14 protein-coding genes and 1 pseudogene are annotated in these 20,048 nt (G+C 40.5%); 9 read left to right on the top strand and 6 right to left on the bottom strand.

The annotated features are described in order from the left end of the window. Nucleotides 1-383: 383 nt before the first annotated feature. Nucleotides 384-2,804, top strand: coding sequence for a sucrose synthase (locus PN447_RS11225; protein WP_271763107.1), 2,421 nt, complete (start codon nt 384-386; stop codon nt 2,802-2,804). Nucleotides 2,805-2,808: 4 nt separating this feature from the next. On the opposite strand, the pseudogene PN447_RS11220 reads toward PN447_RS11225, so the two are convergent. Both PN447_RS11220 and PN447_RS11215 read right to left on the bottom strand, forming a co-directional pair. Then, nucleotides 2,809-3,003: pseudogene (locus tag PN447_RS11220) on the bottom strand (peptidoglycan-binding domain-containing protein); the annotation flags it as partial. Between the two features lie 259 nt (nt 3,004-3,262). Beyond that, nucleotides 3,263-3,802 (bottom strand): peptidoglycan-binding domain-containing protein, encoded by a 540-nt coding sequence (locus tag PN447_RS11215; RefSeq protein WP_271763105.1) that lies wholly within the window; start codon nt 3,800-3,802, stop codon nt 3,263-3,265. A gap of 1,231 nt (nt 3,803-5,033) precedes the next feature. Between PN447_RS11215 and PN447_RS11210 the strand changes: the two genes are divergently transcribed. Continuing rightward, nucleotides 5,034-7,676, top strand: a complete 2,643-nt coding sequence (locus PN447_RS11210; RefSeq protein WP_271763104.1) for a DUF3536 domain-containing protein — start codon at nt 5,034-5,036, stop codon at nt 7,674-7,676. A gap of 87 nt (nt 7,677-7,763) precedes the next feature. Here the strand turns inward: PN447_RS11210 and PN447_RS11205 are convergent, their stop codons facing one another. Continuing rightward, the gene (locus PN447_RS11205; RefSeq protein ID WP_271763102.1) at nt 7,764-9,125 is read right to left on the bottom strand and encodes an NAD(P)/FAD-dependent oxidoreductase; all 1,362 of its coding nucleotides are present in this window, start codon (nt 9,123-9,125) and stop codon (nt 7,764-7,766) included. 438 nt (nt 9,126-9,563) lie between these two features. Between PN447_RS11205 and PN447_RS11200 the strand changes: the two genes are divergently transcribed. The 7 genes from PN447_RS11200 to PN447_RS11170 all read left to right on the top strand — a co-directional run bounded on the left by PN447_RS11200 (nt 9,564) and on the right by PN447_RS11170 (nt 16,613). Continuing rightward, on the top strand, nt 9,564-9,902 hold the full coding sequence (locus tag PN447_RS11200) for a hypothetical protein (protein WP_271763101.1): 339 nt from the start codon (nt 9,564-9,566) through the stop codon (nt 9,900-9,902). Between the two features lie 349 nt (nt 9,903-10,251). Continuing rightward, the gene (locus tag PN447_RS11195) at nt 10,252-11,946 is read left to right on the top strand and encodes a hypothetical protein (protein ID WP_271763100.1); all 1,695 of its coding nucleotides are present in this window, start codon (nt 10,252-10,254) and stop codon (nt 11,944-11,946) included. Next, nucleotides 11,943-12,584 carry an OmpA family protein gene (locus tag PN447_RS11190; RefSeq protein ID WP_271763098.1) on the top strand — a complete coding sequence of 214 codons (642 nt, stop codon included), beginning with the start codon at nt 11,943-11,945 and terminating at the stop codon, nt 12,582-12,584. The genes PN447_RS11195 and PN447_RS11190 overlap by 4 nt, the downstream gene beginning before the upstream one ends. 19 nt (nt 12,585-12,603) lie before the next feature. After that, nucleotides 12,604-14,133, top strand: a complete 1,530-nt coding sequence (locus PN447_RS11185; protein WP_271763097.1) for an EH signature domain-containing protein — start codon at nt 12,604-12,606, stop codon at nt 14,131-14,133. Nucleotides 14,134-14,314: 181 nt separating this feature from the next. Then, nucleotides 14,315-14,776 (top strand): phosphate-starvation-inducible PsiE family protein, encoded by a 462-nt coding sequence (locus tag PN447_RS11180; RefSeq protein WP_271763096.1) that lies wholly within the window; start codon nt 14,315-14,317, stop codon nt 14,774-14,776. 342 nt (nt 14,777-15,118) lie between these two features. Beyond that, the gene (locus tag PN447_RS11175; RefSeq protein ID WP_271763095.1) at nt 15,119-16,246 is read left to right on the top strand and encodes a ParM/StbA family protein; all 1,128 of its coding nucleotides are present in this window, start codon (nt 15,119-15,121) and stop codon (nt 16,244-16,246) included. Continuing rightward, entirely contained in the window at nt 16,221-16,613 is a 393-nt protein-coding gene (locus tag PN447_RS11170; protein ID WP_271763094.1) for a hypothetical protein, read from the top strand. Before PN447_RS11175 ends, PN447_RS11170 begins: the two co-directional genes overlap by 26 nt. A gap of 28 nt (nt 16,614-16,641) precedes the next feature. Here the strand turns inward: PN447_RS11170 and PN447_RS11165 are convergent, their stop codons facing one another. From PN447_RS11165 to PN447_RS11155, 3 genes are all read right to left on the bottom strand, one after another. Beyond that, nucleotides 16,642-16,884 carry an HNH endonuclease gene (locus tag PN447_RS11165; RefSeq protein WP_271763093.1) on the bottom strand — a complete coding sequence of 81 codons (243 nt, stop codon included), beginning with the start codon at nt 16,882-16,884 and terminating at the stop codon, nt 16,642-16,644. After that, nucleotides 16,881-19,304, bottom strand: coding sequence for a dynamin-like GTPase family protein (locus PN447_RS11160; protein ID WP_271763092.1), 2,424 nt, complete (start codon nt 19,302-19,304; stop codon nt 16,881-16,883). Before PN447_RS11160 ends, PN447_RS11165 begins: the two co-directional genes overlap by 4 nt. Nucleotides 19,305-19,390: 86 nt before the next feature. Continuing rightward, nucleotides 19,391-19,771 carry a hypothetical protein gene (locus tag PN447_RS11155; protein ID WP_271763090.1) on the bottom strand — a complete coding sequence of 127 codons (381 nt, stop codon included), beginning with the start codon at nt 19,769-19,771 and terminating at the stop codon, nt 19,391-19,393. Nucleotides 19,772-20,048 lie beyond the last annotated feature (277 nt).

Genomic DNA, 20,048 nt, shown 5'->3' with positions numbered 1-20,048 from the left:
GTATTTTTAGTAAGAAAAATAGCCCCTTAAAAGACCATTGTCCGTATAAAATCTTCCTTGTCCACTTTCCTTCCTTGTCTTCCTAGTCTTGCCTTCACAGATCATATTAAAAACCTACCCTTGCAAGGAGAGGGTGGGGTTAAACAATAGTTGATACACTAATCATGACTTGACAAACATCCTCTAAGGCAATCTCCTCAAAAATTGTCTAACTTGAGTTAGACTGAGTAGCATATATTCTGATTCAAAGGAAACACAAAGAAATTTGCCTGCTAATAAGTGGAAAAACACAGATAGATACATCATGATCCGTCTGTGTTGATTTTTTGTGTTGATATGTCAAAGAGCGACGTGTTAAATGCCAATTCGATCTGAGGTTTATCATGTCTGAATTGATCCAAGCAATCTTAGATAGTGAAGAAAAAAGCGACTTGCGTGCCTTTTTGAGTCAGTTACGCCAGCAAGAACAAAAATACTTACTGCGTAACGATATCCTGAATGTATTTAAGGATTATTGCTCTAAGTCTGAGAAGTCAGAAACTACTGCGTCTGCTTCCCGTTTAGGGAAACTAATTTACTATACTCAGGAAATCATTCAAGAAGATTCCCACCTGTGTTTGATTATTCGTCCTAAAATTGCGCGTCAAGAAGTTTATCGGCTCACAGAAGATTTGAATGTTGAGCCAATGTCAGTACAGGAACTGCTGGACCTGCGCGATCGCTTCGTGAATAAATATCATCCCCTAGAGGGTGACCTACTAGAATTAGATTTTGGCCCGTTTTACGATTACACCCCAGTCATCCGCGACCCGAAAAATATTGGTAAGGGTGTACAATTCCTCAACCGCTATCTATCCAGCAAATTATTTCAAGACTCAAAACAATTGCTGGACAGCTTATTGAATTTCCTGCGCCTCCACCAGTATAACGGTGTGCAGCTGTTAATTAATGAGCGCATTAAGACTCAGCAACAACTTTCTGACCAAGTAAAAAAAGCCATCACCTTCGTCAGCGAGCGGACTAAAGATCAACCCTATGAAGAATTCCGCTTTGAATTGCAGATGATGGGTTTTGAACCGGGTTGGGGTAATACAGCCGGGCGAGTCCGTGATACCCTGGATATTTTAGATGAATTAATTGATTCTCCTGACCCTCAGACCATCGAAGCTTTCATCTCTCGCATCCCGATGATTTTTAGAATCGTCCTCGTATCGGCTCATGGTTGGTTCGGTCAAGAAGGTGTTTTAGGTCGTCCCGATACTGGGGGACAGGTAGTTTATGTCCTCGACCAAGCCAAGAACCTGGAAAAACAACTACAAGAGGATGTGGATCTAGCAGGTTTAGGGGGGTTAAAGGTCGAGCCAAAGGTAATTATTCTTACCCGCCTCATACCTCATAGCGACGGTACACTATGCAATCAAAGGCTAGAAAAAGTTCACGGTACAGAGAACGCCTGGATTTTGCGCGTACCTGTGCGGGAATTTAATCCCAATATGACCCAAAACTGGATTTCTCGATTTGAATTCTGGCCTTATCTCGAAACTTTTGCTCTTGACTCAGAAAAAGAACTGTTGGCAGAATTTCAGGGTAGACCTGACTTAATTGTGGGTAACTACTCCGATGGTAATTTGGTGGCGTTTCTCCTAGCACGGCGCATGAATGTGACTCAGTGCAACATCGCCCACGCTTTGGAAAAGTCTAAATACTTATTTAGTAACCTCTACTGGGAAGAATTGGAGGATAAATACCATTTCTCCCTACAATTTACCGCTGATTTGATTGCCATGAACGCCGCCAATTTCGTTGTCAGTAGTACCTACCAAGAAATTGTTGGTACACCTGATAGCGTGGGACAGTATGAGTCGTACAAATGCTTCACTATGCCGGAGTTATACCACGTAGTTAACGGCATTGAATTATTTAGTCCTAAGTTTAATGTTGTACCTCCGGGAGTGAATGAGAGTTATTATTTCCCCTACTCCCGCACTCAAGACCGAGTGGAAAGCGATCGCCAGCGAATTGCTCAAGTGCTGTTTACCCTGGAAGACCCTCACCAAATTTTTGGTAAACTGGATGAGCCTCAAAAGCGCCCCCTGTTTTCTATGGCCCGTCTTGACCGGATTAAAAACCTCACAGGTTTAGCAGAATGCTATGGTCAGTCCCCAGAATTACAGGAGCATTGTAACTTAATCTTAGTGGCGGGTAAGTTGCGTGTAGAAGAGTCAGACGACAACGAAGAAAAAGAAGAGATTATTAAACTCTATCACATCATTGAACAGTATAACCTCTATGGTAAGATCCGCTGGTTGGGTGTACGCCTATCCAAATCTGATTCCGGCGAGATTTACCGTGTGATCGGCGATCGCCAAGGGATATTTATTCAACCTGCTTTATTTGAAGCCTTTGGTTTAACCATCTTAGAAGCCATGGTTTCAGGACTACCAACTTTTGCTACCCAATTTGGTGGACCCCTGGAAATTATTCAAGATCAGGTAAATGGCTTTTACATTAACCCCACAAATTTAGAAGAGACAGCCGCCAAAATCCTCGCCTTTGTCACCAAGTGCAATCAAACCTCTCAATCTTGGGATGCTATTTCCCGGGAAGCAATTAACCGGGTCTTAAGTACATATACCTGGAAAATTCATACCACTAAGTTGTTATCCCTAGCCAGGATTTATGGTTTTTGGAACTTTAACTCCAAGGAAAACCGCGAGGATTTGTTGCGTTATCTTGAAGCTTTATTCTATTTAATTTACAAACCCAAAGCACAAGAGTTATTAGCGCAGCATCAGCATCGGTAGAAGTTTAATTAGTCAACTGTTCCCAAGTAATTGCTCCGACTATTCCATCTACTTTGAGTTTGCGCTGGCTCTGAAAAGCCTTGACAGCTACCTCAGTCAGCGCCCCAAAATTTCCATCCACTCGGGTCATATAGCCTTGAGAAACTAACAACCGCTGTAAAACTCTCACCACAATACCTGAATTACCAAAACGTAGAGTTAGCATAAATTACTCAGCATATTTTAAGTTATAATTAGTTCAGTTGCCGGTCATCGGACTTGCGACCACTGATAACTAACAATCTTGTCCGCAGGCATTTGAGTATCTGAGATAAAGCCTTTTTCAGGCTAATGAAGTACACATCAATTGCCTATTCCCTGTTCCCTATTCCCTGTTCCCTGAAACTAAACAACTTTGTACCTCACGAGCATGGGAAATGCTATATATCTAGTTAATCATGTTTGTAGCTGATCAATAACTACATTGTCAACTGTTGCCAAGTTAGTGGGCCCACTACTCCATCTACCCCTACTCTCCGCTGGTTCTGAAAGGCTTTGACAGCTGTTTCAGTCAATGGACCAAAAGACCCATCAACTCTAATTGCGTAGCCTTTAGAAATTAACAACCGCTGTAAAACTCTCACAGCAGTACCTGAAGTACCAAAACGCAAAGTCGGTAGAGATTGACCTGTGAAACCCGATGAGACCGCGGCTACTTTGATCCTATTGTCCGCAGTGATTATCCCAGGGTGGTGATTCCTTTGGCTAATTGTGATTGACGCGAGCAGTTTTTCTTGAGGTAAGTGGGACGCGGATGAGGAGGTTTCAGAAATGACATCTGTTGGGATAAATTCCGGTGGTGTGATTTGAAAGGGAGTGTTAACTAATTTACTTACGTTATGGCTTAAATGCTCCGAGCTACTTTCCATTTGCAATGGTTGCTGCTTCGGTAACCTATTCTCTGAATACACTTGTCTGACGGTTAATATACCCGTCATCAGCAGACCAATTTCGCTCATCGTTGTTCATTTTAGTAATAATCTAATTTCTCACTTGACAAACAAACCTGTTGTTAGTCCGGAATTCTTAATACGGAAAAATTACCAAAAGGTGTGTAATATTCTTTTGATAACTATTAATTATAAATAATCTCATATTCCAGTTATTATGCAAGCTCAATTTTGATTGATGATTGGTTAACCTAGATAAATTTACTTAAGAAGTTTTCAGTTTATGAGTATAGCATTATCTAATCTTATAGTTAAGGAAGTTTTTCTGTTAATTTTTGGTGAATTAATGCTCTGGTGTACCAAATCAGGTGACAAGGGTAGCAGAGCACCTCTTGAGCAAACCCTAAAAATTAAGCGTTACCAGCCTGACTCTGCACAGGGATCATCAATATTGCACCAGAACAGTCAGTTTTTTGGTTACCAAAAGTAGCAAGCAAAGGCTCTGGGTACTTTTAGGAATCCGGACGTGATCACGGGGTGTGAATTGAGGATACATTTGGGAAAATCAGATTCTTCTGGACAAACCCGTTATATTTAAACTTACATTATTTATATATATATGATCTGAGGATTTATTCTGTTGTTTTCACAGACTGATCAGATTTTCACTGATTGAGGGCGGTAAATAAATATATTCATCCCTTATTTGAGTTGAGCAATTATCAGTGAGCAAAGGGAACAGGGAACAGGGAATAGGGAACAGAAATTGTTCAGAAATCAAATATGAGTCCTATATAGTCAACTAAAATAAGTTAATATATAGCATTTCCCATGCTCGTGAGGTACAAAGTTGTTTAGTTTCAGGGAATAGGGAACAGGGAATAGGCAATTGATGTGTACTTCATTAGCCTGAAAAAGGCTTTAATAATCTGATCTACAGTATTTTGGCAGATTGTGCTGTCTCTAGATGAAAAAGAGATATGTAAAATAAAGTTGCGAATTATGGATAGTTTGTAAATTTTCGTAGGAAAAATATAAATGAAACCTCATATTTTCCGTAAAATATAAGGTTTAATGGGTAAGTAGACACTGCAGTATTTGACTGACATTGCTGAGATAAAACCCTCATATCTGTGGGTTAACGCAGATTTGTCAGTGGAGTCAAACAGTTTTTAGGAGCATTGGCGGAATCATATACTCATAGTTTTGTTATATACCGGATTATGGATACAAACCCTGTAAAAGGGTTTAAATGTCAGTGTTCGCCGCAAATGTAAGTTTTTTATTGGGATAAATATACATGACTTCTGCTGCTGAAAGGCCAGTTAGCCCTGGCTCAACCGTGAGATCACATCTGACTGTCCATGAGAACAACCAGATAGACCCGCTGAAACAGGCTACTGGTGTTTATGTGACGGTGCATGGTCATTTTTATCAGCCCCCACGGGAAAACCCTTATTTAGAGGCAATTGAACGTCAACCTAGTGCCGCACCTTTCCACGATTGGAATGAACGCATTCACTGGGAATGCTATCGCCCTAATGCTTTTGCCAGGGTCTTTAATGACCGGGGTGAGATAGTTGAGATTGTGAATAATTACGAATATTTCAGCTTTAATATTGGACCAACCCTGATGTCGTGGCTAGAACGCTACGATTTTGAGGTTTATCAGCGAATTTTGGAGGCAGACACTAAAAGCTGTCAGCGCTTGCAGGGTCATGGCAATGCGATCGCCCAGGTATACAATCATATAATTATGCCTCTGGCTAATGAACGGGATCAATACACCCAAATTCGCTGGGGTAAAGCAGATTTTCGCTCTCGCTTTGGCCGGGATCCCGAAGGTATGTGGTTAGCGGAAACAGCTGTAGACTATGCCACTTTAGAGGCTTTAGTGGCTGAAAATATCAAGTTTATTATCCTCGCACCATCCCAGGCCCAACGTTGTCGCCCCCTACCCACAGAGGATGACCCAGAGGCGGAATGGCAAGAAGTTGGGGGTAGTCAAATTGATCCCACCCGTCCCTATCGCTGTTATTTACAGGGAAGTGGCGGTACTGATCAGCAATCGCGCCCTTACATTGATATCTTTTTCTACGATGGCCCCATTTCCCGGGATATGGGCTTTAGTGATGTGGTTTATAGTTCTAGTCATTTTGCTGGACGTATCGGTTCAGCAATACGTGGGGATCACCGGCCAGCACAATTAATTTCTGTAGCCACAGACGGGGAAACCTTCGGACACCACAAGAAGGGCACTGAAAAAACTTTAGCCTACGCCTTTGTTGGAGAATTTCCTAAGCGCAATTGGACTGTCACCAACTTTGCTCACTATCTCAGCCTCAATACTCCCACTTGGGAGGTGGAAATTAAACCCGCCACAGCCTGGAGTTGCGCCCACGGGGTGGATAGATGGCAAGATGACTGTGGTTGTGGTGGTGAAGGTGGTGTATGGCATCAAAAATGGCGGCGACCCTTGCGGGATGCTTTAAATTGGCTGCGGGATCGGCTAATTGATGTCTATGAGGAACATGGTCGCCAGCTATTTAATGATCCCTGGCTAGCACGGGATGAATATATTCAAGTGATCCGCGATCGCTCGGTTGCTAATGTTAACCGTTTTCTGTCTCGCCATCAAACCCACAAACTCACACCAGCAGAACAAGTGGATGCTTTGCGCTTGTTAGAAATGCAGCGTCACGCTTTGCTGATGTTCACTAGTTGCGGCTGGTTCTTTGAAGAAATTTCTCGCCCGGAAGGTACGCAAATTCTCCGTTATGCTTCCCGTGCTTTGGAGTTGGCTGGGGATGTGGCTGGTGTACAGTTGGAGAAAGCTTTCATCAAACGCCTATCTTTAGCCCCCAGTAATGTGGATATTTTCAAAGATGGTGCGGCGATCTATCGGCAAATGGTGCAAACTGCCCAAGTGAGTGTCAAGCAAGTAGCTGCTCACTATGCTATTAGTTCTCTGTTTGGTAATCACAAATCCACAGAAAAGCCTAATTCTCATGGTAACCAAAAGCGGGTTTATTGTTACACCGTCCATGAGATTGATTACCACTTGCAACGGATGGGATCCTTGGCATTGGCGGTAGGAAATTTAAAGCTGGTGTCAGAAATTACCGGCGAGAGTGAAAGTTTAGTCTTTGCTGTACTGCATTTGGGCGGCTGGGATTTCCACTGCTCTACCCAATTATTTACCGGACGACGTGAGTACAGTCAATTAAAGGAAAAGCTGTTTACCTCTTTAAAACACGCGAGTGCAGCCCACACTCTCTTAGTGATGACGCAGCTATTTAGAGAAGAGACATTCAGCTTACAGAATCTGTTTGCTGAAGAACGTCACCGGATTATGCGCCTTCTGAGTCAGGAAACATTAACACGTCTAGACCAACTTTATACCCAAGTGTATAGAGATAATTACGGGGTATTGATGGCGTTCCACCGGGATGAGTTAGAAGTCCCCCAAGAGTTGCAGGTAGCAGCCGAGATTGCTTTGGGATCACGCTGTATGCTCATATTGCGATCGCTTGAGCAAGACATCACGGAGCCAATCTTAAGTTTAAATCACATTGTAGAATTAGAAGCGATCGCTACTGAAGCTAAACACTTACATTGTCGGTTAAATATTCCCGAAGGTAAGCAAATATTAGAACAACTAATCATGCGCTTATTGTGGCAATTATTACATGACCTCAATGGCAGTTTTGCTACCCAAATCCAATGTTTAGAACGGTTGATTGATGTTAGCTATCAGCTAAATATCGGCATTTCTTTGCACAAGTCCCAGGAACTATATTTTAGCTGTCTGTCCACTCAAATTAGACCTTTATGTCTGACGACTTTGAAGAATACAGAAGAAAATTATCAATGTCGTCAATTGCTGAAGTTAGGACAAAAATTAGCTGTTGATGTTAGCCATGTTCTGGGTCAGTTGGAGTAGTCACAAAGCCCTAATCTGACCTGAGGAGAAAAGGCGACACGGGATGCTTTAGCGTCCCGTCAATATTTAGGAACTTAAGGGAAAATACTAGACGTTGAGGGGATGCTGCTTTTCTTTCCCCGGGTAATCATTGTCATTGTTCACAGGTTTGGGATCTAAAAAAGCTTCTCTACCTGTAATCAATCTGGAACGACGATTCCGGGTGACATAATTCCAAGCCCACTGAATTACCACTACTAATTTAGTGTCAAACTCGATTAAGAAGTAGATGTGAATTATTAGCCAAAATACCCAAGCAATAAAACCTGAGAGTTTGATTAAGCCTAAATCTACAACCGCTAAGTTTTGCCCAATCATCGCCAAACTACCCACGTCGTTGTAATGGAATTGTGGCAAACTGTAACCTTGAAGTCTTCCTTGAATCAGTCCAGCTACATACTCCCCTTGTTGAGTAGCTACGGGTGCAACACCAGGTAAGGGTTTACCGGTTTGATGGGAGAAGTTAGCTAAGTCTCCCACTACAAAAATGTTTTTATGACCCTTGACGGTCAAGTCCGGTTCCACAATCACACGTCCAGAGCGATCGCATTCTACACCTGTACGATCTGCTAGGACTTTCCCCATTGATGACCCTTGTACACCAGCAGCCCACAAGATGGTTTTTGAGGGGATTTCTTCAACTTCATCGCCACTCTTAAAAGTAACGATATCATTTTCAATATTTGTCACCCTGGTGTTAGTTCGGATAACCGCACCCAACTTTTCCAACGCTGATTTAGCTGCTTGCGATAACTTGGGCGAAATGTATGGGAGGATGCGATCGCCCCCTTGCAATAGTAAAATTTTGGCCTCGGAAGTATTGATATTGCGGAAATCTTCTTGCAGTGTTTTATATGCCAATTCTGCGATCGCACCTGCTAATTCTACACCGGTCGGACCACCACCCACAATCACAAAGGTCAACAAAGCCTTGCGTTTTTCTGGGTCAGTTTCTCTTTCTGCTGATTCAAATGCTGTAAATATCCGGCGACGTATTTCTATAGCATCTTCCACAGTTTTTAACCCAGGCGCAAATGCTTTCCACTCATCCTTACCAAAATAGGAATGGTTAGCACCTGTGGCTACTACTAATGTATCGTAAGGGACTACCTGATCATCTAAAATAACCTCTTGTTTTTTGGGGTCAATATCACTCACCTTTCCTAACAGCACTCGTGTATTCTTACTTCTTCTGAATACGGCTCGCAATGGTGAGGAAATATCAGCAGGTGAGAGGGTACCTGTGGCGACTTGATATAACAGTGGCTGAAATAGGTGAAAGTTGCGTTGGTCAATGAGGGTAATACTTACATTGGCTTTCGCCAGAGTCTTGGCTGTATATAGTCCACCAAAACCACCGCCAATGATGACAACTTTATGTGGTGCATTCTTCCCAACTGAGACTACCATAGGAAATATTGCCTTCTGTTAAGAGCGTTAACTATTCTTAACAACTTTGTAACAAATTTATAAGATATTTTGCCGTTTATTTAGAACAGTTGAAAAAATAATAACTGTAGTCAAATTTACGATTTATTTGATTTACAGCATTTCCCATGCTCGTAAGGTACAAAGTTTTTTAGTTTTAGGGAACAGGGAACAGGGAACAGGGATTGCTAAGGATTGGGGAACACACAAAAAATAATAAAATCCAGTCCCCTCCCCTTACAAGGACAAGACTTGGTGGACAAGGTGGACAAGGTGGACAAGGGAGAAAAACAGTACAAAGTCTGTGGGCGATCGCACCCCCCAACTAACTGGAAGAGGTAGCTTCCATGCACCTGTATAATAATCTAATGATTCATTGCACATCCCAGATCGCCTGTTTTCCAGTTACCAGGGAATTTCATGATCCAGTTGACACCATCGGTAATAGAATTAGTTGAAGAAATTGTAGCTGTTAATCAAGCCTGGAAACTAACTGCTGACATGGGTGAGCATACCTCAGCCATAGCAGAATCACTCGCGGATTTAAAGAACCGGTTACAAGTGCGACTCTTACGTACTTATGCACCCGAACAGGTTTATTTACAAGTTGATACTTCTCCAGAAACAACAACCACAGAAGAACTTTATGGGTTAATTCTACGCCAACCCATAGGTGATTATTGGAATGCTGCACATCTTCCCGTGCGTGTAGCTCAACAGTTGCTGTCTTCTGAAGAAATAGCCAGATTTACAATTTAGTGGGGAGTGTAGTCAAATGATTCAAGGATTAATCAATATTTTTTGGCAGAATACTCCTTTTCATTGGAGTATTGTAATTGTTTTCCTGGGGGGAGGAATAGCCGAAGTTAGATCTATTTTTCGGTATAAGGATTCCATAGAAAGAGATTTGAAAGATACTGAAAAAAGTATTAACTACTTGGAGATCGAGATAAATAAACTGCAAAATTCACAGACAAATGAAATTACTTTAAACCCAAATGGACGATTGTCCTGGTTCCGGAAACATCTAGCTGGAACAGATACTGAGGGAGGTTTCCAACCCAAATTTGAGGCGGGAAAATTTGTATTATTACAATACCCAAGAATTTTGAATCCCTCTATTCCTAGCAGCCAATTGCGTTTCATACCTACCATTCTCATCGCCCTTGGTGTTTTAGGAACCTTTTATGGGATTCAGGAAGGATTATCTCAAATAGACCTGAGTAATATTAATCAAAACACCTCCAACTTACTAGAAGCTAGTGTCAATCTTCTAGAAGGTATGAAAACTGCTTTTTCTACTTCATTGATGGGGTTAGGATCTAGCAGTGTATTTACTATTGTCTTAGCAGTTGGAGAAGCATATAAACGCGCACCTAGTCAAAGATTACGCCAAAGATTAGATCAGATTGCTTTTGTAGAAAGTCCCACAAGGCTTTTATCTCGTTTTAACCTTGATGGAACTGAAAGAGCAGCAACCAGTTTAAGTAATGCTGCTGAGAGTATGAAGACCGGATTTGAAAAATTAATCCAGGTACAAAGTGAATTAAGTCCTGATGCTATTGGTGAAAAAGTGGGAGCAGTCATGTCTCCCATTTTTAAGGAGATCGGAAAAGAACTGTCAGCACTCAGAGAAATTAAACAGGATCAAGGTCAGGAAATATTAAGAAAGTTAATTGAACAACAAAAAGAAGAATTAATCAAACCCCTGATAGCTGAACTTACCAAGAGCGCACAACTGACTCAAGCAGCTTCTCAAGCAGTTAGTCAACTCAGAGAAGAACTGGGGGGAATTTCCCAAAGTCTCAGCACATCTGTAATGACTATCCAAAAATTCCAAGAAGATACTTTAGTGCAACTGCAAGAATTTGCAGTTAGTTTGCAGTCTATCTTAACTGAGTTTCGTTCTGATACTCAAGGAGTAATGGAAAGGGTATCTACAGAAATTCAGTCAGCTGTAACTGCAAGTGTTGAAGCGATAAATTCCCAGAGAATTGCTTTTGAAGTCAGTTCTAATCAAGCAGCCAATACTTTTAGAAGTATTCGAGAAGATTTAGAAACCGCACTACATACCCAAGCAGAAATAGAACGTCAAATGCTCCAGGAATTTCAAGATCGAACCCTGGCGATTATCACCACACAAACTGAAAGTATTACCACCGTTGGTAATGAAGCATCTCAATTAATGAATGGAGCCAGAGAAAACTTAATATCTACTCTCTCTAACATTGATACTATGCTGCAAAATACCCGGATCACTGTACAGGAAGAACTACAGCAATTCCGCCTGAGTTATCAAACAGCTTTACAAGAGTTCTTCCATAGCCAAAATCAGTTACTAGAAGAAACCCTAGGGGAACAGCGTCAAGGACTAGCTCAGGTTGTCAATGATTTACAGACTGCTTTTAACGAAGAATATCACAGACGCTCAACTTTAACCACACAAGTTGACGAAAGTATGAGCAGAATTGGGCAAACTGTAGAGAAGGTCAGTAATTTTGCTCATGTCACCGGGTTAACTTCAGGAGAAAGACTAGCACAAATCCAAGAAATTACCAGGGGATTGGGTCGAGAAGCTCATAGGATTGAACAAACCTATGCAGGTATGATTCAACAGTTAAATCAGGCTTTGGAAATAAGTAATCAACATTTAGTTGATTACCTAAATCAAGCATCTGCATCTGAAAATCTGTTTTTCACCCAAGCGGATGAAGCCACCACCAGAATTTCTAATCAATTACTACAAGCTGCTAATTATCTAGTAGCTGCAGAAGCTAATCGTCGTCATCAATCTGAATCATGAATAATTTTAGCGATTGGGAACCAACACCACAAATAGAAGAGGATAACTCTAGCGTTTTACTCGCCATTGGCGATATGATGTCTGGACTGTTAATGATATTTGCGCTGTTGTTTATTACCGTTTCTTTACAGTTGAGTGAAAGATCAGAACCCAGACGTAATGTCATTGAAGAACTGATGAATACTTTCAGAGCAAATAACGTGAAGATAGACCTTGATGAAAAAACAGGAGTTATTACCTTTAAAGAAAATATCCTATTTCCAGAAAATAGCGCTCAATTAAGTGCTGCTGGGAAAAGCACTCTACAGTCATTTATCCCGGTTTATAGCGATGTAATTTTCTCCAACCCTAAATATCAGCAAGAAATTACCCGGGTGGTGATTGAAGGACATACTAGTTCTAGTGGAAACGATAACGCTAATTTACGGTTAAGTCTGTTGAGGTCTTTTGCTGTTGCTGAATATATCTCCTCAGAGATGAAATTTGAAACTAAATCACAACTGGAGGAAAAAATCCTTGCTTCTGGAAGGGGAGAAATTGAAGCTAATCCAAATATTGATGACCCCAATGATAGAAAGGTAATTTTCCGGTTGCAGTTTAAGGGAGATAATTTGTCTGAGATTTTTACATCAAAATGATTTTTACAACCTAGATAATATGATGTTAAATTTTCGCACTTTATCCTTAAGCGATCGCCAGTCACCGGAACCAACCAATTTACTCCAGTTAGTCAAAAATTTCCGTAACAGTGGACAATTCCGCCAGCTTCACAACCTCCCTAATGTAGAAACAGATACTTTGCGTTCTTTAGAGCAAATTATCGAAACCATCCAATCCGGCAATATTGACGACATTCAACACATAGAATGGGTCTATTGTCTCCATAATAAGGCTGAATGGGATAGGCAACACCCAGAAATCAGCTATACAACTTCAGCATTAATCTGGAGAGCAGCAGTTAATAACTTAAGGCTCCAAAAAACTTTATTATGGCTGTTAGTTTTGAATCATAGCGAGTCACAGCCAATTATCAGTGAATCCTTAGTTACAAGTTTTTCTGTGTTTATCAGGGAATCAGGGGACAGTGACGCACAAATATTACAAATCATACAAGCCATCACCCAGGACGACTATCACAGATTAGCTTTAATTGCTAGGGACGAGAATTGTACACCCCAAGAATTACTCAAGAAATTTAATCTTCCATCAACTGGTAATGTGGTGAGTCAGGCTTTAAACTATGTAGTGACAATATTTTCAGACAGGAAAGACGAACCAGAATGGTTACTGCGTTGTTTTGCGCAAATGTCCCACTCACAGCAATGTCAGGAAGTCAATCGTTTATTGACAGCGATCGCCGCTGAAATAGGAAGCCGTTTTTCCTCAATCGTAGAATGGTTACGTCAAAATTATGGCCCCCGCACTGTTAATTCTCGGTGGAGTCAATTATCACCACAAGCTCAACTAGCATTACGTGAATGGATTGGTGCTGCTACTTGGGGAGATTTTGACAGAATGATTACAGTGTTAATCAATAAGTTGAGTTCACAGTTACAAAACTTACCACAGAATAACAGGAGATATCAGGAACTAAATTATCAAAGAAACCAACTAGAAAGACGTAAAGGGTTCTGGTCAAATTATAGCGATCGCTTTGAACGTTTGCGTATTTTAGTACCCGCATCAACTAGTTGGATTAGTCAAGAATTAACACGAGATATTGATCTTCTGGTCAATGATGGTAGTAATGAGACGGAAATTTGTATCTTTGACTTTGGGGATTGGTTTATTGTAGAATTCTTCCGGGGTAATGGCAGTGAAATTTTAATGTTTAACCGCAATTACTCTGCTAATGTGGAAGAAACATTATTTCAATCGCCAAAGTTATCTATCTCAGATATTCGCCGTTTATATCGTTTTGGTGGTGAAATTCATGATCATGTTTTCCTCTGGCAATATTATGCGGAAAAGTGGCTGAGAACGCAACATAATATTTACCCGAATGACGGGATAACTCGTTTTAAAGGACTTGGTTCACAATATAATCAATTTAGTCACACAACAGGTTTACCCACTCCTGCAGTAGATAAACAGAGAATCCGTGAACAGAAGTTAGCACGCTGGCGCCAGGATATTCAAAGAATATACCAAGCACTTGGTATCACCTTGAATAACTGGGGTAACTAGTAACATCTGAATCTAGATTACCATGGTGTGTTGTCCCGCACAACGCACTATTTTTTTTAACGCAAAGGAGCGCAAAGGTTTAAGATTAATTAGATTCAGCCCAAAGGTGATTAATAATAACTTTTAAAATTCTCAATTCCCTATGATATGGGTGGAGTCAGCAACAATCTATAGGTTGATTATGCCACAGCGGGTAGTTACAGAAGTCAAAAGTTGGTTTAGGCGTGAGAGAATTGTGAGTAACTTAGAAATTTTCCAAGACTTTATTGTAATTTCCCTATGCTTGGGATTATTCGGCGTGATGCTGATGAGATTAGGTGATATGTTTTTGTTATTTTTACGTCCCTTGGATTTACGGGAAGTAACATCTGATATCCTGTTTATTTTGATTTTAGTAGAATTATTCCGATTATTACTTGATTATATCCAGGAGCAGCAGATTTCTGTAGGGGCAGCGGTAGAAATTACCATTGTATCTGCTTTGCGAGAAGTAATTTTACGTGGGGTTCTGGAAATTCCCCGCGATCAAATTTTAGCTATTTCTGTATTTCTCATGGTTTTAGCAGGAATTCTCGCCGCCTTACCTTGGATATCTCGATTTTTTGAACACGTTAAACTTACCAGTGAGGAAATAAAGCAGTAGAAATTCACTGATATTTTTATTTCTGAATTAAATTCGGTAATTGGGCGATCGCCCAATTACTGATGATATTAATTATAAAATATTTTAACCAAAATATAATGTGTATTTCTTTATATTCAGTAAATCTCCTAGGGAAAAAAGCAGATATTTATCTTGACTTAATTAATAGAATATGCATGTCTGGGAAAAAGATGAGCGATACCAGATTTTTAGAAGTCATGGTAATTTAAGCTTTAGTTGATAAAATCTATGGACTAGCAGGATTACTGATATGCCTAGATCCCTTAATTCTTGAATTGGGGTAAAACTGTCCCTTATAAATTTTTAGGTCTACATTGACAAATGTCTAAAAATGTCAACTCCCAAGAGTTAAAACCTGATCAACTCAATGATCAACCTCCTGCGGAATCTCAAACAGCAGTAAAACGGGAAGCAGATAAACGCAGTTCAGTAGAAACTGGTTTATCAAAGGATACAGCATTTGTAGCTGCTCCTAGAGCCATTGAAGTGATTTTTGACCCCGGTAATCGCTCAATTCTGCTCTATGATGGCAAGAATCTTGTCAAACTAGCTTCTTTATATGCCTGGCTATCTGGGAATCGTAAACCAATACGTATGAATGATCAATCATCTGTTGTTGAAATTCATACCTCAGATGGTAGTTCTGAATATAATGGTACCCGCTATTTGATTGGCGAAGCAGCCTCCAGACAACCCCGTTACGAACGGGTCTACAATCGCCCTAAATTTGATGAATGCTTACTTTATCTGCTACCCTGTATCGGTAAACTTTTCCCCAAAGAGAAAGCTCTGACTCTAGCTGTGAAAGTCAATGCTACAGAAGCTGAACTTCATCAAAATCTTTTGGAGCAAAAGCTCAAGGGAAAGACAGAAGCTACTATTGATGGACGGGATATCTCACTCACGGTGGAGTCTGTGACCGTTTTTGAGGAAGGTTTGGGAGCTTGGTATCTGCTTAATGATTCTGAACCTCAAATCAAAGGCCACTATACAGGAGTGCTAAATTTGGGCGGAGCCACTATTGACTCTATTTTGGTGGATTATGATGGCTATGTTTTAACAGAAGCCAGTTTGAGAAGTCCTAAGGGGGGTACATTTGACCTGGCCACGGAAATTAGACGCGTCATTACAGCTGACCGAGCAGATATGGCTTATCTAGAGGCCGATGTAATTATGAATTGTCTGGAGTTCAATGATTATGTCATTGATGGTTATGATTTCTCGTCTGTTGTCAGAAATGAGATAGATAACTGGTTTAAGTCGGTGATGGGAAAAACTCAAGCTGTCTGGTCTACTTACTTCCATAAAATTTCTCGCTATATCCTCACCGGTGGTAGTGCTTATCTAGTTATTGATAAAGCTGCTCGTTCCCCCAAGTTCCACGTTACCCGTAACCCAGTATACGATAATGTTATAGGTCTCTATGGACGACAAAAAATTAATAGCTAATATGGATTTGGTCAGGAAAAAAATTGCTCGACGTAAGCTTCAAAAACGTTCCGGGTCAACCCATGTCTGGACTATGACCGCTACTATCAAGGAAGAAAATTATGATGTGGTGTTAACCGAAGGTGACAATAGCGAAACTGACAGCGTGTCTAAAGTCGTTAACCGTGCATTAACTTTGATGCAAAGATTAATGGACTCTACCCAAACCGATACGTTTTCCGAAGCTATGGATGTCGCCCTTCGACTGGTGAAGCAGGCTAATGTGTCTACTGTCAAGGAGTCTGAGAATGTTATCCCTCAAAGAGATAATCATTCCCACACAAACACTGATTTTGTTGATCCTGATTTTTTGAATGTCATGGGATAGCCAAACTCAGCTTTTAATTCAGGATAAATTACTGAAAACGTCGCCGAAAGCGGGGGTCAAGTTTATCTGTTTTTTCCTGATTACAGGTGAAACAGAGGGTCTGTAAGTTGCTGATATCGTTCTGACCACCACGAGCTAGGGGGACAATATGGTCAACTGTCAGCTTAGTTTCTGAACTTGTTTTACCACAGCTTTGACATTGATATTTATCTCTTGCAAATACGTATTTTCTCACTGAGGAGGGAATGGGAATCCGGGGAGTTTTATTCATGAGTTACCCTCAGTTCCGGAATCAGCGAGAATCTGCTGAAAATCTTCATTGCTAATTACAGGTAACAAGTGATCGTACAACTGCATAGATTGTAAACAGTTATTAATATGGGAGACTGCTGTGTTATAACCCTCAATTTTTTCTTTAACAACATTCAGTAAGCGTTGATTACTCAGAATTTTGTCTTGTGCTTCCTGTTGTAAAGTTTGTTCCAAATAAGCACGAGCTTGGGAGTATTGCTGTAGTATATTATCTTCTTGCTCTTGTGCCATGGCTAATAATTGCCTCTTGAGGATGGTGTTGATAGTTTGACGCAAAGATTTACAAACTGTCTGGGAAACCTTGGGTTCAAAATCCAACTTTAACAATTGTCTAATTGCTGGTTCAGCTTCTACCATACTTTGGGAATCGTAACTTTGGGAGGTTTGCAACAAAGTCTGACGAAATTGATATATAGAAAAAGTCCCCTCATCATAAAATCTCGGACTTTCTCGCACAAAGCGATCGCATTCTGCACTAGCTGCATTATCCAAAATCACTGAGACAGTTTTGGCGGTAGCTTTCACCTGTTCCTCAATCCCCCCATCATTACCTAACAACCGATACAATTGACGATAGTATTCTGATTTGCGAATCTTTTCAATTAATTGCCTAAACAAATTATTTACTAATTGTTGACAACATTCGCTCAAAATATCTTCTAACTCGTTTGCTAAATAATAAAATGCTTCTACTAAAATCGCTAGTAAAGGCGCAGTGGAATTGCGGGGATGGCTACGGGTAGAACGTTGATAAGCATCAGCGACGGAAAATGTGTTTAGTAATTCATCTAAACGCCGAATCATCCGCCCTTGTAGTTGGCGAAAATCAGCCTCAAAAGTATTACAGGAATTATTAATTATTAGGTTGACCTCTTCTGTGATGTGCTGACCAAATTCTTTAGATACTTGCTGGAGTTGCTGATTCAGCCGTTGTAACTCCTGCGCCTTCATCCCCTCAATTTCTCGCGGTTGACTATCTAGTTTTATGTATTCAGTTTGATAATGTTTTTTTATTTTAATACAAACATCTTCTAAATCATCAGCCAAATTTTCAAATAGCTGTGGGCGCTTTTCTTCTACCAAATATTTAGTAATCGCTGTGCGAAATTCCTCAATACCACTATCTTGAATTAGCTGATTAATTAAAGGCGTTCCCTGTTCTGCTAAAATTCTGACATAATTCTCATTGGGAGTTTCATAACTGTTTACCGAAATGCGAAAATGACTGGATGAGAGCTTACCGGAATTAGCACAGTAACGGTTAAACTCATTAATAAATTGCGGTGTTTCTTCTCTCCCATTGCTACTTTTAACGGTATCTGCAAAAACAGAATCTAACCCAAATCTATCACTGATATTTGTATGTTTAATCTGACTGCCGTAAAATCCCAGTAATCCACTGGTTTTATAAACCCTAGGAGCATCACGAAACTCTTTACTAATTAAGTCATCTAAGCGCTGCTTTAGCTGGGTATTATACCAGGTTTCATCAATGCGGTTAAAGGTGTAGAAAATGCGATCGCGTATTCCCCCATTGTCTCGCATTATTTCTAAAAGTTCCGTTTCCTCCTTGGTCATATCACCAGCAGCAGCAGGTTTTAATACACACACCACCGCCGATGTATCGGGATGTTGAATTTTGGCGTAAGTTAATTGTGCATCCTTTTCTACGGGTGCATCGATTCCTGGGGTATCAATAATCACGTTTCCATCTTCTAAAAGGGGATGATTGCAGTAATATTCAATTCGTTTTAAAACAGAGCTATTACTACCACGCCGCGCATATCCCGCAGCTTCCTTAAGATTAGAAAAATTAAATTGCTCCATAGAATATGTAGCATTCTTCATCGTATGAATATGTTGACGATTTGCCTCATACCCATCAAGTAGTAATATTAAAGCCTTCCCTTGTTTTGCTCGTTCCGATTTACTTTCTCCACCTTCTTGCTGAATAATAGCATTACAACCTTGACGCAGTAAATCAATAATTTCAGTTTGGTTAATATTAGCTGCTGTTTGAAATCCCAATTTTTCACATAAAAAACTGGCTTGTTCGCGAATTTCTACTTCACTTAAAAAGGTTAAAACTACTCTTTCCTGATCTAATGGTGCATACTCAATTCTGCATTCTGTACCTGTAGCGTGTCCTTCTGCACTGTATAGTAATTCCCGTTCTAGTAGTGCATTAATCAACATCGATTTACCCGCACTAAATGCACCTGCAAAGACAATTTCAAACTGCGGTGAAACGACTTTTTCCAGAGAAGTTTGTACAGATGTAATATCTTCAGAGCGCAAAGATGGCTCTTGTTGCAACAGTTGTAATACAGTTTCAACTTGCTCTTTTAAATTTTCACACTGGGTAGGGATGTTGGACATGATTCTTTATCTATAATTATCTAAGTATTCAGCCTATATACGATTCCCACTGAATCGTATATTATTTTTCCTATGCACCAAAGCAACTATCGCACTACAGGATAAGTCATCACAGACTTCACCGTGGCTATACCTGTGTTTTCCTCTTCTTTCTTCTTTTCCTTCAGCTGGGAGTTGAGCGCCTCCACTTCCCGCGAATAGTCCCATGTCTTCCTTTTAACTAAATATGCATTTACATCACGAGTTTTGATTTTTCCCCCATGCTTCTCAATCAGGGTCACCAGATTAGGCTTTAACTCCTCCAATTCCTGCTCTAGAGTCGCCTGCATCTGCTTAATTTCCCGATATCTGTGAAAATACTCAGACTCATCATACCCTAAATCAACTAGGGGTAACTCAGGCTCAGTTAAGTTTTTATTTAGTGGTGGTTGGAACTTTTGAATATTCTGGTATTCCCAGTCATGCAAATCATCTACATCATCCCCATTTAAGTAACATATCCACTGACCGCCATTACTTTTAAAATCCTCAGTCCGCTCATGGTTTTGGTGTCTCTGTCTTAAGCTACTCGTAGAAATACCAACATACCAAACCCTGCAAGCATATTAAACTAAGCCGGTCAGTCACCTGACCGACTCGTCTTCAAAACCGTACGTGAGATTTTCACCTCATACGGCTCCTCAGCAATATGGTTCTTGTCATGAATACCTACAAGACTTCCATCACTGGCTGTCTTTCTGTCGT

The sequence above is a fragment of the Anabaena sp. CS-542/02 genome (genome assembly GCF_028331085.1).
Classification (GTDB): Bacteria; Cyanobacteriota; Cyanobacteriia; order Cyanobacteriales; family Nostocaceae; genus Anabaenopsis; species Anabaenopsis arnoldii.
This window is presented reverse-complemented; position numbering and strand designations above follow the sequence as displayed.